Source organism: Nocardioides cynanchi, assembly GCF_008761635.1.
GTDB classification, from domain to species: Bacteria; Actinomycetota; Actinomycetes; order Propionibacteriales; family Nocardioidaceae; genus Nocardioides; species Nocardioides cynanchi.
In genome coordinates this window covers 2,743,190-2,756,928 of sequence record NZ_CP044344.1, presented here as the reverse complement: position 1 = coordinate 2,756,928, position 13,739 = coordinate 2,743,190, and the positions used below count along the sequence as shown (strand labels likewise).

The window sequence follows — 13,739 nt, the reverse complement described above, 5'->3', positions numbered from 1 at the left end:
GCTGGGAGCGTGCCAACCGTGCCAGGGGGCTCCCCAGTCGAGAGCCCCGCGACCGAGACCCGGACCGGTCTGGTCAGGAGGGCCCGGCGGATCGACCGGGTGCTCGCGGAGACCTATCCCGACGCGACCATCGAGCTCGACTTCGACGACCCGTTCCAGCTGCTGGTGGTCACCGTGCTGAGCGCCCAGACCACCGACCGCCGGGTCAACGCCGTCCGGCCCACGCTGTTCGCGGCCTATCCCGACGCCCGGGCGATGGCGGCCGCGCCGCGTGAGCACCTCGAGCAGATCATCGGGCCGCTCGGCTTCTTCCGGGCCAAGACCGACGCCCTGCTGAAGCTCAGCGCCGCCCTCGTCGAGCGTTACGACGCCCAGGTGCCGGCCCGGCTCGCCGATCTGGTCACGCTGCCGGGTGTCGGCCGCAAGACGGCCAACGTCGTGCTCGGCAACGGCTTCGGCATCCCCGGCATCACCGTCGACACGCATTTCGGGCGGCTGGCCAGGCGCTTCGGCTGGACCGACGAGACCGACCCGGTCAAGGTCGAGCACGCGGTGGGTGCGCTCTTCGAGAAGCGCGCCTGGGTGATGCTGTGCCACCACCTGATCTGGCACGGCCGCCGGGTCTGCCACGCCAAGAAGCCGGCGTGTGGCGCCTGCCCGGTCGCGCGCTGGTGCCCGTCGTACGGCGAGGGGCCGGTCGACCCGTTGGCCGCGGCGAAGCTGGTCAAGACCCAGGGCCCGGCATGAGGCGGGCGCTGCTGGCGGCGGCGATCGTGGCGCTGACCGCCTGCTCGGGCCCCCACCGCCCGACCTACGACGGCGACAAGACCCTCACCGTCCCGGCGCCCGACCTGGTGGCCAAGAAGAAGCACAGCGACATCCCCGACTGCCCGAAGACCGCGTCGGGCGCGGTGACCGGGGGGATGCCCTCGATCACCGTCCCCTGCCTGGGCGGCGGACGCCCGGTGGACATGGCCGGCCTCCGAGGGCCGATGATCGTGAACTTCTGGGCGTCGTGGTGCGGCTCGTGCCGCGAGGAGATGCCGGCCCTCGCGGCGTACGCGAAGAGCCAGTCGGCGGTGAAGGTGCTCGGCATCGACTACCTCGACACGCAGCCCGGCGCCGCGCTCGACCTGGCCAAGCGGAGCCGGGTGGCCTACCCGCTCGTGGCCGACCCCCGGGGAGCGCTCGACCGGGCCAGCCCGCTGCCGCACGTGACGGCGATGCCGATGACCGTCTTCCTGAAGGCCGACGGCACGATCGCCCGGATCGAGTACCACGCCTACACGAGTGAGGCGGACGTCGCGGCGGCCGCGAAGAACTATCTCGGGGTGGCCGGGTGATCCCCGACTGGCTGGAGCCGGTGGCTCGGGCGGCCGGCGAGATCACCGTCGACGACCTGACCAAGTTCATCGCCCCCGACGACGCCGTCGCGCGACGCGGGGCTGTGCTGCTGCTGTTCGGAGGCGAGCGCGACCTGCTGCTCACCGAGCGCGCCCACGACATGCGCTCCCACCCGGCGCAGGTGTCCTTCCCCGGTGGCTCGATCGACCCCGGCGAGACGCCGCGCGAGGCCGCGCTCCGTGAGGCGGAGGAGGAGACCGGCCTGAGCCCCGACGGGGTCGAGGTCTTCGCCGAGCTGCCCGAGCTGTGGCTCCCACCGAGCAACTTCGCGCTCACCCCCGTGCTCGGCTGGTGGGCCCGGGAGAGCCCGGTCGGCGTCGTCGACCCGCGCGAGGTCCACGCGGTCTACCGCGTCCCGCTCGCCGAGCTGATCGACCCGGCCCACCGGATCTCGGTCCGCCACCCCAGCGGCTGGCTCGGCCCGGGCTTCCTGATCGGACCGGGCAAGGACGTCGTGCTGTGGGGCTTCACGGCGGGGATCATCTCGCGGCTGCTCGACTTCGTGGGCTGGTCGGAGCCCTGGGACGACACCCGCGTACGTGACCTCCCGGCCCACATGCTGCAAGGTGGTGCCCGGTCGACGGTTGCTGGCCGTCCAGGGCAGTCCCGACCGGAGGAGCGACGGTGAACCTGCTGGACTGGGTGCTGGTCCTGATCGTGGTCCTGTACGCCGTCTCCGGTTACTGGCAGGGCTTCATCACCGGCCTCTTCGCGACGGTGGGCCTGCTGCTCGGCGGGCTGGTCGGCGTCTGGCTGGCGCCCACCGCGCTGGGCAACGCCTCGCCCTCGATCCTGGTGTCGCTGGCGGCGGTGTTCATCGTGATCCTCTGCGCGTCGCTGGGCCAGGCCCTCTTCCAGGTCGTGGGTGCCCGGCTCCGTGACCACATCCGGTGGCAGCCGATCCGGGCCCTCGATGCCGTGGGAGGCGCCGTCCTCAGCGGTGCCGCCGCGCTGCTGGTGGCCTGGGCGCTCGGCGTCGCCCTGTCCGGCTCCGGCCTGGTCGGCATCACCCCGATGGTGCGCGACTCCAAGGTCCTGGCCGAGGTCAACTCCCTGCTCCCGGCGTCGGCCGGCTCGCAGCTGTCGGCGTTCAACGACGTCGTCGGCACGACGTTCTTCCCCCGCTACCTCGAGCCGTTCGCGCCGGAGCGCATCGTCGACGTACCCCCCGGCCCGCACCGGCTGCTCACCGATCCCGACGTCACCCGCGCCGCCAGCAGCGTGGTGCGGATCCGGAGCACCAACTCCTGCAGCCAGGGCATCGAGGGCTCGGGCTTCGTCTACGCCCCCGACCGGGTGATGACCAACGCGCACGTCGTGGCGGGGGTCAGCGACCCGCTCGTGGACATCTCGGGCAGCACCGTCCCGGGGCACGTCGTCTACTACAACCCCGACACCGACGTCGCGGTGCTGGCGGTGCCGACCGGCAGCGTCAAGCCACTGCGGCTCTCCGCCGCGGCCGGCGCCGGCGACGGTGTGGCCATCCTCGGTTACCCGCAGAACGGTCCGTACGACGTACAGATCGGGCGGGTGCGGGCCGACCAGCGGCTGCGCTCGCCCGACATCTACGGCAACGGCACGGTGATCCGCGACGTGCTCTCGCTGCGCGGGCTGATCCGGCCCGGCAACTCCGGCGGACCTGTCGTCGACTCCGCGGGGCGCGTCGTCGGAGTGGTGTTCGCGGCGTCGGTGACCAGCAGCGACACCGGCTACGCGCTGTCGTCCTCGCAGGTCGGCCAGGCCGCGGCCGCCGGCCGGATCGCGTCGCGACCGGTCTCCACCCAGGGCTGCGCGGCCTGAATTATCCGCGCTTGAGGACCTGCTTGGTCTCCTGCGCCTGGGCGATCGCCTTCTGCGGTGCCCGCACCTTCTTGACCTTGCGCAGACCGACGAACGCGAGCAGCCCGGCGAGCAGCAGGTAGAAGCCGAACACGATCAGGAACGCCCAGTGCAGCGAGAGCCCGTGGCCGTTCCAGTTGATGAAGTAGGCGATCGCGACCGACAGCATGATCAGCGCCATCAGCGCGAAGAACCCGGCCGCGGCGAAGAGCCCGATGCCGAGGCCGCCGGCCTTGATGCTGACCTGCAGCTCGGACTTGGCGAGCTTGATCTCGTTGGTGATCAGGCTCGAGATGTCGCGGCTGGCGTCCGAGACGAGTCGACCGATCGTGGGATCGGTGTCGTTGACGGGTTCGGTCCCCATGTGACCTCGGGCTCCCTGGTGGCGGAATGACGTGCCGACCCTACAACGGGCCACGGGGGCCCACCCCACCGCTACGGATGGGGGCATCCGCACCGGGTCCTAGGATCCGGGCGTGTCCGCCGAACGTCGTGTGCTCCCGCTCCCGCAGCCCGAGGAGGCGGGCTTCCTGGCCGGCGTTCTGCGCAGCGAAGCCGTCGGTGGGCTGCTGGCGCTGGCGGCCGCCGTGGTGGCGGTGATCTGGGCCAACTCGTCGTGGGACGCGTCCTGGCCGCCTCCGTCCTGGCCGCTGTCTCGGGCGCCCTGATCCTCCGCCGACCCGGCGGAAAGAGACCGTGAAATCCCGCTGAGTCGGCGCAAAGGGGCAGTCGAAGGGCGCTGAGTCGGCGCGAAGGGGCAGCCGCAGAATGCTGAGTCGGCGCAAAGGGGCAGTAGCGGAGCGCTGGGTCGACGTCGTCCGCGTCTGTTTGCGCCGAGTCAGCCTTCTGGACGTGCGTCTTTGCGCCGAGTCAGCGTTCTCTTCGTGCCTGTTTGCGCCGAGTCAGCGGTCTACGGATGCCTGTTTGTGCCGAGTGAGCGTCAGTCGTCGTCCTTGCCGGTCGCGAGGCCCTGCTTGATCTGGTCCATGATCGTGGAGTCGGCGAGGGTGGTGACGTCGCCGACGTCGCGCTTCTCGGCCACGTCGCGCAGCAGCCGACGCATGATCTTGCCGGACCTCGTCTTGGGCAGCTCGGGCACGACCAGGATCGACTTCGGCTTGGCGATCGGCCCGATCTCCTTCGAGACGTGGTTGCGCAGCTCCTGGATCAGCGCGTCGTCGGCCTTCTCGCCGTCCTTGAGCGCCGACTCGCGCAGGATCACGAAGGCGTTGACCGCCTGGCCGGTGTCGGGGTCGTTCGCCCCGACCACGGCGGCCTCGGCAACCTTCGGGTGGGAGACCAGGGCCGACTCGATCTCGGTGGTGGAGAGCCGGTGGCCCGACACGTTCATCACGTCGTCGACCCGGCCGAGCAGCCAGATGTCGCCGTCCTCGTCGAGCTTGGCGCCGTCACCGGCGAAGTACAGGCCCTGGAACCGCGACCAGTACGTGTCCTGGTAGCGCTCGTCGTCGCCCCAGAGGGTGCGCAGCATGGCGGGCCACGGCTCGGTGAGCACGAGGTAACCGCCCGACCCCGGCTGTACGGCGTTCCCCTCGTCGTCGACGACCAGCGCACCGATGCCGGGCAGGGCCTTCATCGCCGAGCCAGGCTTGCCGGCGGTGATGCCGGGCAGCGGGCTGATCATCAGCTGGCCGGTCTCGGTCTGCCACCAGGTGTCCATCACCGGGCAGCGGCCACCGCCGATGGTCTCGCGGTACCAGATGTAGGCCTCGGGGTTGATCGGCTCCCCGACCGAGCCGAGCAGGCGCAGCGTGGACAGGTCGAACTCATCGGGGATGTCGGAACCCCACTTCATGAACGTGCGGATCGCGGTCGGCGCGCAGTAGAGGATCGTCACCTTGTGCTGCTGGATGATCTCCCACCAGCGGCCCTTGTGCGGGGTGTCCGGCGTGCCCTCGTACATCACCGACGTCGTCCCGTTGGCCAGCGGCCCGTAGACGATGTAGGAGTGACCGGTGACCCAGCCGATGTCGGCGGCGGTCCAGAAGATGTCGGTCTCGGGCTTGAGGTCGAAGACCGACCAGTGCGTGTACGACGTACCGACGAGGTAGCCGCCGGTCGTGTGCAGGATCCCCTTGGGCTTGCCGGTGGTGCCCGAGGTGTACATGACGTAGAGCGGGTGCTCGGAGTCGAACGCCTCGGGGGTGTGCTCGGTGCTGGCCGTGCCGACGGCGTCGTCCCACCAGACGTCGCGGGAGTCGTCCCACTCGACGTCCTGCCCGGTGCGCTGGACCACGAGCACGCTGCGCACGTCGGGGCACTGCGCGACCGCCTCGTCGACGGCCGGCTTCAGCGCCGCCGGTGCGCCGCGCCGGTAGCCGCCGTCCGACGTGATCACGACGCGGGCGTCGCAGTCCTGGATCCGGTCGCGCAGCGCGGTCGAGGAGAAGCCGCCGAACACGACGGTGTGCGGAGCTCCGATCCGGGCGCAGGCGAGCATCGCGACCACGGTCTCGGGGATCATCGGCATGTAGATCGCGACGCGGTCACCGGCCTTCACGCCGAGCCCGGTCAGGGCGTTCGCCGCCTGGCAGACGAGGTCCTTGAGCTCGGCGTAGGTGATGTCGCGGGTGTCGTTCTCCGGCTCCCCGACCCAGTGATAGGCGACCTTGTCGCCGTTGCCGGCCTCGACGTGCCGGTCGACGCAGTTGTACGCCGCGTTGATCTTGCCGCCGACGAACCACTGGGCGAACGGGGCGTTGTCCCAGTCGAGCACGCGGTCCCACTTCGTGTCCCACGACAGCCGCTCGGCGGCCTTCTCCCAGAACGCCAGCCGGTCGGCGTCGGCCTCGGCGTAGACGTCGGCCGTCACGTTCGCGTGTGCGGCGAGCTCGGCGGGCGGCTCGAAACGGCGCATCTCGTGCATCAGGTTGGACAGGGTCTCGTCGCTCACGACTGTGCTCCTCCTCGGTGACTCTGACCGAACGTCTGCTGGTTGCCCGGGAGCCGGGACCAAGCCCCCAGACTAGGTCCGCCGGGTTGGCACGGCGTTGGTCCCGGCTTCCGGACGGGGTGGTGGCGGCCGGCTACCGCCGGGGGCCGACGGGCGCGATCTGCCGCTGGTGCGTGAACGCCGTGACGCCGGCGAACGACGCGTACCACGCCGCCAGCGCCGTGAGCAGGCCGACGTAGCCGCCGGTCTTGGTGATGCCGGTCGAAGTCGCGAACTCGCCCCAGGCCAGGAGCAGGAAGGTGATCGTCAGCAGCACGAACACGGCGAGTACCGCGAGGCTGACCCGGGTCGCGGCGACCGACATGTAGGCGGTGAAGATGCCCCAGGCCAGGAGGTACATGCCGATCGCCTTGTGCGCGTCGGCCGCGGGTAGCTGCGCGGCGTTGTGGCCGGTGAGCCACCAGTAGGACACCCAGAACGCGCCGTACGAGCAGAAGGCGGTGGCGCCGAAGGTGTTCCCCTTGGCGAACTCCCACAGGCCGGCGGCGAACTGGGCGATGCCGCCGTAGGCCAGGGCCAGGCCGAAGACGACCGGGGTCAGCGTCTCGGGCAGCCAGCCCGCGTTGACGGTGCTCAGCACGAACGTGGTCAGGGCGAAGCCGGCCAGCCCCAGGGGTGCGGGGTCGGCGATGTGGGCACCGGGGACGTGGGTCGGCGTGGGGTGCGCGGGTTCGGACAAGGCTGCTCCTCGAGATAGCGCAGCCCCGGCCGTCCCGAGAAGGAACCCCGGGGGTGCCCGGCGGCCGCTAGCGGTCGAACCCCTAGACCTTCACCCCGACCGGTCGGCCCGGTCAAGGGGGCCTGGTCAGCGGAAGTCGATCAGGAGGACGTCGTCGTCCGGACCGTCGGGGCGGGCGGGCGTCGCCGCCTCGTCGGGACCGTCCTCCGGATCGCGGTCGGGGGTCCGGGCCGGCCGGTCCAGCACGTGGGCGCGGAAGCACCGGGTGACGTAGGGCAGCTGCATGCCGTCCATACCACGGCCGTAGTCGTCGTAGAAGGCGAGCACCTCGGCCAGCTTGGCCGCGCGCCCGGCCTCGTCGAGGACGGCGATGTTGGAGCGCGACAGCACGAGGTCCTGGATCGTCTTGCGGTCGATGGTCTGCCAGTGCGTGAACTCCGACTCCTCGACGAAACCGAAGAGCTCGCTGAAGATCAGCGCCTCCGCCGGGTCACGCAGCTGCTCCTGGGTGCCGATGATGGCGCCGAGCCGGCGCACCCACGGGATCTTCTCGTTGCGCTGGTTCCACACCAGGCAGATCCGCCCACCGGGGCGCAGCACCCGCGCGATCTCGGGCAGCGCACGCTCGAGGTCGAACCAATGGAACGCCTGGGCCGCGATCACCACGTCGACCGACGCGTCCGCCAGCGGAATCTCCTCGGCACCCGCGACGGCGGTGCGGACACCGGGCAGGTGAGCCTCGAGCAGGGCGAGCATGGCGGGGTCGGGGTCGGTGGCGTGCACGTCGTGGCCCGCCGCGACCAGGACCCGGGTCAGCTTGCCGGTGCCCGCACCGAGCTCGAGGACAGTTGCCGGGTCGTCGCCGATCAGCCACGTCACCGCGTCCAGGGTGTACGACGGCCGCCCGCGGTCGTAGGCCTCGGCCACGCTGCCGAACGAATGCGCCCAGTCGGGGTGGGCGTCCGGCGTCACGTCGTCGACCTGGGGGTCGGTGGGGGTGTGCTGCTCGTCGGTCATCGGGTCCGAGGCTACCGGCCGCGGGACCGGTGCCCGGCGACCCGCCGCCGCGGCTCACTACTGTGGTCGGCCATGGAGCGGCTGGACGGGATCGAGCGGACCGAGGGTGTGGCCTCGGCGTTCGCCGCCACCCGTGACGGCATCGACACGATGCTGCGGGACCGTGGCCTGCGGAGCACCTCCCCGGACCTGACCGGCGAGTCGCTGATCCGCGGGGCCCGGGCCAGTGCGGTCCTGGACGGGTCGACCTCGAGCCTCGACGAGGTGCGGGCCGGCGCCGGGGACCCGGTTGCGCAGGCGGCGCTGCGGCTGTCGGTGGAGCTGCTGGGACTGGTGCCGGTCTTCGCCCGCAGTCCGGCCCAGGCCCTGGCCCGGCTGCACACCGTGGCCGGTGCCGGCTCCGTCGCCGACGACCAGCTCGGCCGGCCCCGCGACGCGGCCGCGGCCGAGCGGCTGCGCGGCGTGCTCGCCGTACTGCCGACGAAGCGGCCGGCCCTGGTCACCGCCGCGCTGCTGCACGCCGAGCTGGTGGTGGCGGCGCCGTTCGCATCGGGCAACGGGCTGGTCGCCCGGGCAGCCGAGCGGCTGGTGCTGGTGAGCACGGGGGTCGACGCCAAGTCGCTGGTGGTGCCGGAGGCCGGGCACCTGACGCTGAGGCCGGCGTACGAGTCCAACCTCCGCGGTTACGCCGGTGGGAGCCGGGCCGCAGCGCAGGCCTGGCTCCTCTACTGCGCGGAGGCCTACGCCGCCGGCGCCGAGGCGAGCCCACTGCGCGACTGAGCGTCCCGCGTCGCTCCGCTCACATCTGCGAGCGAGCTCCACATGCGAGCGGCACCCGATCGCTCGGGTGCCGCCGCTGACACACGAGACCTGGCTACCAGGCGTGCTGCTACCAATGGCTGCCGCGGGAGGTTCCCGATGACAAGCGCCCTCAAGAAGGGTGGATCGCCGCGTGGGTACCTGGCTCGTGTGCGGGTCTGTTGAGTTGTGGCTACTTCGTTTGTACGCCGGTCGAGGGGACCTATCAACACTCCCGGCCTCTTGACTTTGACCCGGCCCGGTGGGTGTGCGTGTCGGTCGGTCAGGCGCCCAGCCGACGGCGCCGGTTGAACCAGATCGCCCCGCCCAGCGTCACCGCCGTACCGATCGTCAGGGCGGCCAGGGTGGGCTTGACCGGCAGCCGGCTGCGCAGGGTCACCGGCCGGGTGAACTGCAGGACGGGCCAGCCGTGCGAGGCCGCCAGCCGGCGCAGCTCGCGGTCGGGGTTGACCGCATGGGGATGGCCGACGATCTCCAGCATCGGCGCGTCGGTGATCGAGTCGCTGTAGGCGAAGCAGGCGTCGAGGTCGTAGCCGCGGTCCTCGGCGAGCGCCTCGATCGCCCGAGCCTTCTCCTCGGCATACGCGTAGTAGTCGATGTCGCCGGTGTACTTGCCGTCAACGATCTGCAGGCGACTCGCGATCACGTGGTCGGCGTGGAGCATCTCGCCGATCGGCTCCACCACCTCGGTGCCGCTGGCCGAGACCACCACGACGTCGCGACCTGCGAGGTGGTGCTCCTCGATCAGCGAGACCGCCTCGTCGTAGACGATCGGGTCGACCACGTGATGCAGCGTCTCGGCGACGATCTCCTTGACCGTCTCGACGTCCCAGCCCTCGACCAGCTGCGACATGAACGCCCGGATCTTCTCCATCTGATCGTGGTCGGCGCCGCCGACGAGGAAGACGAACTGGGCGTACGCCGAGCGCAGCATCGCGCCGCGGGTGATCAGCCCACCGGCCTGGAACGGCTTGGAGAACGCCAGCGAGCTCGACTTGGCGATGATCGTCTTGTCGAGGTCGAAGAACGCCGCGGACCGCGCTCGAGGTGCGGGTCCGCGGGCTGTCGGCATACCGCCATGGTAGGTCTCGGGATCTCCTCCGGCCCGGTGATCGTGCACAGGCCCGGTCGGCGCGCCCCTCGTCCACAGCAGGATGCCGGGGAGGCCGCGGACGGGGGGCGGCCGGCGCAACGTTGCTCCCATGACCACTCCGTTGCTCGTGACCGCCGACGAGTCGCTCCTCGACGAGCTCCTCAGGCTCGCTGCTGCCGCCGGCACCACGCCCGAGGTGGCCCACGACGTGCCGGCCGCCCTGCGCGGCTGGCTCTCGGCGCCGCTGGTGCTCGTGGGTGCCGACCTCGCCGAGGCGGTGGCCCGGGCGGGCCCGACCCGGCGGGACGCGGTCTTCGTGGTGCTGCTCGGCTCGAGCCCGGACTCCGTGTTCCAGACCGCGCTCGCCTGCGGGGCCGAGAGCGTGGCCGAGCTGCCCCGGTCCGAGGGCTGGCTGATCGAGCGGCTCACCGACGTGGTCGACACCGGCCCGGCCCGCGGCCTCACGATCGGGGTGATCGGGGGCAGCGGCGGTGCCGGAGCCACCACGTTCGCCTGCGCGCTGGCTCAGGTGGCCGGGCGGTCCGGTCCGTCGGTCGTGGTGGACGCCGATCCGCTCGGCCCCGGCGTCGACCGGGTGCTCGGGCTCGACCTCGTCGACGGAGTTCGCTGGGACTCCCTCGGCCACGCGACCGGGCGCCTGAGCGCCCGCGCCCTGCGGGACTCACTGCCCCGTCGCGAGGGGGTGGCGGCATTGAGCTGGTACGCCGGACCGCAGCCCCGCCCGCTCCAGGCCTTCGCGGTGCGCGAGGTGCTCTCGGCTGCCCGGCGGGGCCACGACCTCGTCGTCGTCGACCTTCCTCGCGGCCCCGACCCGCTGGTCGAGGAGATCACGTCGCGGTGCGACCAGGTGCTGGTGGTGGTGGCGCCCAGCGTTCCGGGCGTCTCGGCCGCGGTGCGGCTGTGCGGGCGGTTCCCCGAGCCCGGTCGGCTCGGCCTGGTGGTGCGCGGGGCCGGGGTCGAGGACGACGCGGTGGCCTCGCTCGTGCGGGCCCCGGTCCTGGTCCGGATGGCCGACCAGCGCGGGTTGGGCGAGTCGATCGACCTCGGGCTCGGGCCGGTCCGCACCCGCCGAGGCCCGCTCGGTCGGGCGGCGTCGAACGTCCTGGCAGGTCTGGGCGCGACCCGGGTCAGGGCCGCGTGACGACGGCCACCGACGCCCTGGTCGACGAGGTGCGCGACCGGCTGGCGCGTGAGCCGGGTCCGCTGACCCCGCACCGGGTCGCCGAGGCGCTGCGGGCCTCGGGCAGACCGGTGGGCGACGCCACCGTGCTCGCCGTGCACGAGACGCTGCGGCGCGATGTCGTCGGGGCCGGACCTCTCGAGCCGCTGCTCCGTCTCGACGGGGTGACCGACGTGCTGGTGAACGGTCCCGACCACGTCTACGTCGACCGGGGCGGGGGGTTGGAGCAGACCGGCATCACCTTCCCGCACGACGACGCCGTCCGCCGGCTGGCGCAGCGGCTCGCCGCCACCGGCGGTCGCCGTCTCGACGACGCCACGCCCCACGTGGACGTCCGGCTGGCCGACGGCACCCGGTTCCATGCCGTGCTCGCGCCGCTCGCCCGTCCCGGCACCGCACTGTCGCTGCGGGTGCCGCGCGGTCGCGTGCTCACCCTCGACGAGCTGGTGGCCTCCGGCACCGTCACCGACCACGGGGCGCGGCTGCTGCGCACCCTCGTGTCGAGGCGCCTCGCCTTCCTGGTCAGCGGTGGCACCGGTTCGGGAAAGACCACCCTGCTCAACTCGTTGTTGTCGCTGGTGCCGGGCTCCCAGCGGCTGGTGCTCGTCGAGGACGCCAGTGAGCTGCGGCCCGACCACCCGCATGTGGTCGGGCTCGAGGCCCGGCCCGCCAACGTCGAGGGAGCCGGCGAGATCGGGCTGCGTCAGCTGGTGCGGCAGGCGCTCCGGATGCGCCCCGACCGACTGGTCGTCGGAGAGGTGCGCGGCGCCGAGGTCGTCGAGCTGCTGGCGGCTCTCAACACCGGCCACGAGGGCGGCTGCGGCACGATCCATGCGAACTCCGCTCGCGACGTCCCGGCCCGGGTCGAGGCGCTGGCGCTGGCCGCCGGGCTCGGCCGCGACGCCGCACACAGCCAGTTCCTGGCCGGGATCGACGCCGTGCTCCATCTCGGGCGTGATCACGACGGGCGCCGGATGCTGCGCGAGGTGGCGGTGCCGGTACGCCGTACCGACGGGACGGCAGAGGTTCGCACGGCGATCTCGTTCCCGGGCGACGGTGCTGCGGTGACCGGCCCGGGCGAGTCCGAGCTGGTGGAGCGGCTGTGCCGATGACCGTGCCGGTGCCCGTGCTGGCCGCTGCGCTGGCGTCGGCCGCCGTTCTCCTGGCGCTGCCGTCCTCTGCCCTCGGCCCGTCGCCACCCAGGCCCGCGGGCCGATGGGCGGCAGGCGTGCTGGCGATCGCCGTCGTCCTCCGTCCGGGCACCTGGCTGGTGCTGTGCGCGATCCTGGCCGTCGCGGCGGCCGGCGGCCGGTTGCTGTGGCGCCGTCGGGCCGAGACGCGGTCGGCCGCGCGGACGACCTCAGCCGTGGTCGAGGTGTGCGACCTACTGGCCGCCGAGCTGGGGGCCGGGCGGCCTCCCGGTGCGGCTCTGGACGAGGCCGCCGCGACGTGGCCGGCCCTGCGACCCGTCGCCGACGCCTGTCGGCTCGGGGGTGACGTGCCGGCGGCCATGCGGACGGCAGCGCGGGCGCCGGGTGCCGACGGTCTGCGGTTGCTGGCCGGCGCCTGGGCGGTGTCGCAGCGTACCGGCTCCGGCCTGGCCGGCAGCTCCCGCAGGGTGGCTGACGCCTGTCGACTCGACCAGAGCACCCGGCGTGCCGTCGCCGGTGAGCTGTCCTCTGCCCGCGCCACCTCCCGGCTCGTCGCCGCGCTTCCCGTGCTGGCCCTGCTCATGGGCACCGGCTCGGGGGCAGACCCGTGGAGCTTCCTGCTCGCCACCCCCGTCGGCCTGGCCTGCCTGGCCGGCGGGCTGGGCATCGGATTCTTCGGGTTGTGGTGGATCGAGCTCCTGGCCCGTGCGGCCGACCCGTGAGCTCGCTGGTGGCCGCGGCGCTGGCGGGTGCGGCCGCTCTGTGGCTGCTGCCGGAGCTGCCGCGGGCTCGCGGCGCCGGGTCGGGGAGGCCGCTCCACGATGGTGGCTCCGATGCCCGGCTCCGGTTGCTCTGGGCGACGCTGGCCGGCGTCGGGATCGCGTTGTTCGTCTCCGGTCGCGCCGGGCTGCCGGTCGGCGGGCTCGGGGCCGCGGTGACGTGGTTCGTCCTGGGTCGCACCGAGCCACCTGCCGTACGCCGTGCCCGCGAGGCGGCCGAGCGCGACCTTCCCGGTCTGGTGCATCTGCTGGCGGGCGCCTTGGAGTCGGGGTGCGCGACCGCGGACGCGGTCCGGCTGGTCTGCGATGCCTACCCCGGCCCGGCCGCAGAGCTGGTCTCGACGGTCGCGCCGAGGCTTGCCCTGGGGATCGATGTCGAGAGTGCCTGGGCGCCACTGCTCGACGACGAACGGCTGGCCACGTTGGGCGGGACCATGGTGCGAGCCCACAAGTCAGGAGCCTCCGTGGCTGTGGCCGTTGCCGGCCTTGCCGACGAGCTCGCCCAGCGCTCGAGGGTCCGGATCGAGGAGCGAGCCCGATCGGTCGGGGTGAAGGCGGCGGTGCCTCTGGGCCTGTGCCTGCTGCCGTCGTTCATCCTGCTCGGGATCGTGCCGCTCGCCGTCGGACTCATGGAGTCCCTGGCGCTATGAGACGACGCCGTTCGGCCCGCCCGTCGTCCACCGACGCTGCTCGCGCCGTACTCGCCCACAGGTCGCCCCCGACCCTCGACCGCGCCGGGCGGTCCCGCGTGAGGGTTGTCGACAGGGCCGCATCCCGCGGCCA

Annotated in this window: 15 protein-coding genes; 10 read left to right on the top strand and 5 right to left on the bottom strand. The window is 72.6% G+C overall.

All coding sequences use genetic code 11. The features are described from left to right. Positions 1-18 precede the first annotated feature (18 nt). Genes nth through E3N83_RS13265 form a run of 4 tightly spaced genes read left to right on the top strand, consistent with a single transcriptional unit; the run spans position 19 to position 3,204 of the window. Positions 19-747: an endonuclease III gene (gene nth, locus E3N83_RS13280; RefSeq protein WP_151085256.1), complete on the top strand. Its 729-nt coding sequence runs from the start codon at positions 19-21 to the stop codon at positions 745-747. Next, positions 744-1,343 (top strand): TlpA disulfide reductase family protein, encoded by a 600-nt coding sequence (locus E3N83_RS13275; RefSeq protein WP_151083695.1) that lies wholly within the window; start codon positions 744-746, stop codon positions 1,341-1,343. Before nth ends, E3N83_RS13275 begins: the two co-directional genes overlap by 4 nt. Continuing rightward, positions 1,340-2,032 (top strand): NUDIX hydrolase, encoded by a 693-nt coding sequence (locus tag E3N83_RS13270; RefSeq protein ID WP_151083694.1) that lies wholly within the window; start codon positions 1,340-1,342, stop codon positions 2,030-2,032. The genes E3N83_RS13275 and E3N83_RS13270 overlap by 4 nt, the downstream gene beginning before the upstream one ends. Next, a complete protein-coding gene (locus E3N83_RS13265; RefSeq protein ID WP_151083693.1) occupies positions 2,029-3,204 on the top strand; it encodes a MarP family serine protease in 1,176 nt (391 codons plus the stop codon). Before E3N83_RS13270 ends, E3N83_RS13265 begins: the two co-directional genes overlap by 4 nt. A 1-nt stretch (position 3,205) precedes the next feature. Here E3N83_RS13265 and E3N83_RS13260 read toward each other — a convergent pair whose 3' ends face one another. After that, positions 3,206-3,607 (bottom strand): phage holin family protein, encoded by a 402-nt coding sequence (locus tag E3N83_RS13260; RefSeq protein ID WP_151083692.1) that lies wholly within the window; start codon positions 3,605-3,607, stop codon positions 3,206-3,208. A gap of 112 nt (positions 3,608-3,719) precedes the next feature. Here E3N83_RS13260 and E3N83_RS13255 point away from each other — a divergent pair, with 112 nt between their 5' ends. After that, entirely contained in the window at positions 3,720-3,911 is a 192-nt protein-coding gene (locus E3N83_RS13255; protein ID WP_151083691.1) for a hypothetical protein, read from the top strand. Positions 3,912-4,183: 272 nt separating this feature from the next. Here E3N83_RS13255 and acs read toward each other — a convergent pair whose 3' ends face one another. The 3 genes from acs to E3N83_RS13240 all read right to left on the bottom strand — a co-directional run bounded on the left by acs (position 4,184) and on the right by E3N83_RS13240 (position 7,913). Continuing rightward, positions 4,184-6,157: an acetate--CoA ligase gene (gene acs / locus E3N83_RS13250; protein WP_238342896.1), complete on the bottom strand. Its 1,974-nt coding sequence runs from the start codon at positions 6,155-6,157 to the stop codon at positions 4,184-4,186. 133 nt (positions 6,158-6,290) lie between these two features. Further along, positions 6,291-6,896, bottom strand: coding sequence for an acetate uptake transporter (locus E3N83_RS13245; protein WP_151083690.1), 606 nt, complete (start codon positions 6,894-6,896; stop codon positions 6,291-6,293). Positions 6,897-7,022: 126 nt separating this feature from the next. Continuing rightward, entirely contained in the window at positions 7,023-7,913 is an 891-nt protein-coding gene (locus E3N83_RS13240; protein ID WP_151083689.1) for a class I SAM-dependent methyltransferase, read from the bottom strand. Positions 7,914-7,985: 72 nt separating this feature from the next. On the opposite strand from E3N83_RS13240, the gene E3N83_RS13235 reads away from it, so the two are divergent. After that, positions 7,986-8,693 (top strand): Fic family protein, encoded by a 708-nt coding sequence (locus E3N83_RS13235; RefSeq protein WP_151083688.1) that lies wholly within the window; start codon positions 7,986-7,988, stop codon positions 8,691-8,693. 301 nt (positions 8,694-8,994) lie between these two features. Here E3N83_RS13235 and E3N83_RS13230 read toward each other — a convergent pair whose 3' ends face one another. Beyond that, a complete protein-coding gene (locus E3N83_RS13230) occupies positions 8,995-9,804 on the bottom strand; it encodes an HAD family hydrolase (RefSeq protein ID WP_151083687.1) in 810 nt (269 codons plus the stop codon). A gap of 130 nt (positions 9,805-9,934) precedes the next feature. On the opposite strand from E3N83_RS13230, the gene ssd reads away from it, so the two are divergent. The 4 genes from ssd to E3N83_RS13210 are packed head-to-tail and all read left to right on the top strand — an operon-like array spanning position 9,935 to position 13,606. Next, entirely contained in the window at positions 9,935-10,987 is a 1,053-nt protein-coding gene (ssd, locus tag E3N83_RS19825; RefSeq protein ID WP_151083686.1) for a septum site-determining protein Ssd, read from the top strand. Then, positions 10,984-12,138, top strand: a complete 1,155-nt coding sequence (locus E3N83_RS19820) for a TadA family conjugal transfer-associated ATPase (protein WP_151083685.1) — start codon at positions 10,984-10,986, stop codon at positions 12,136-12,138. Before ssd ends, E3N83_RS19820 begins: the two co-directional genes overlap by 4 nt. Continuing rightward, complete coding sequence (locus E3N83_RS13215; RefSeq protein WP_151083684.1) at positions 12,135-12,899, top strand: type II secretion system F family protein; 765 nt, start codon at positions 12,135-12,137, stop codon at positions 12,897-12,899. Before E3N83_RS19820 ends, E3N83_RS13215 begins: the two co-directional genes overlap by 4 nt. Continuing rightward, positions 12,896-13,606: a type II secretion system F family protein gene (locus E3N83_RS13210; protein WP_191907799.1), complete on the top strand. Its 711-nt coding sequence runs from the start codon at positions 12,896-12,898 to the stop codon at positions 13,604-13,606. Before E3N83_RS13215 ends, E3N83_RS13210 begins: the two co-directional genes overlap by 4 nt. Positions 13,607-13,739 lie beyond the last annotated feature (133 nt).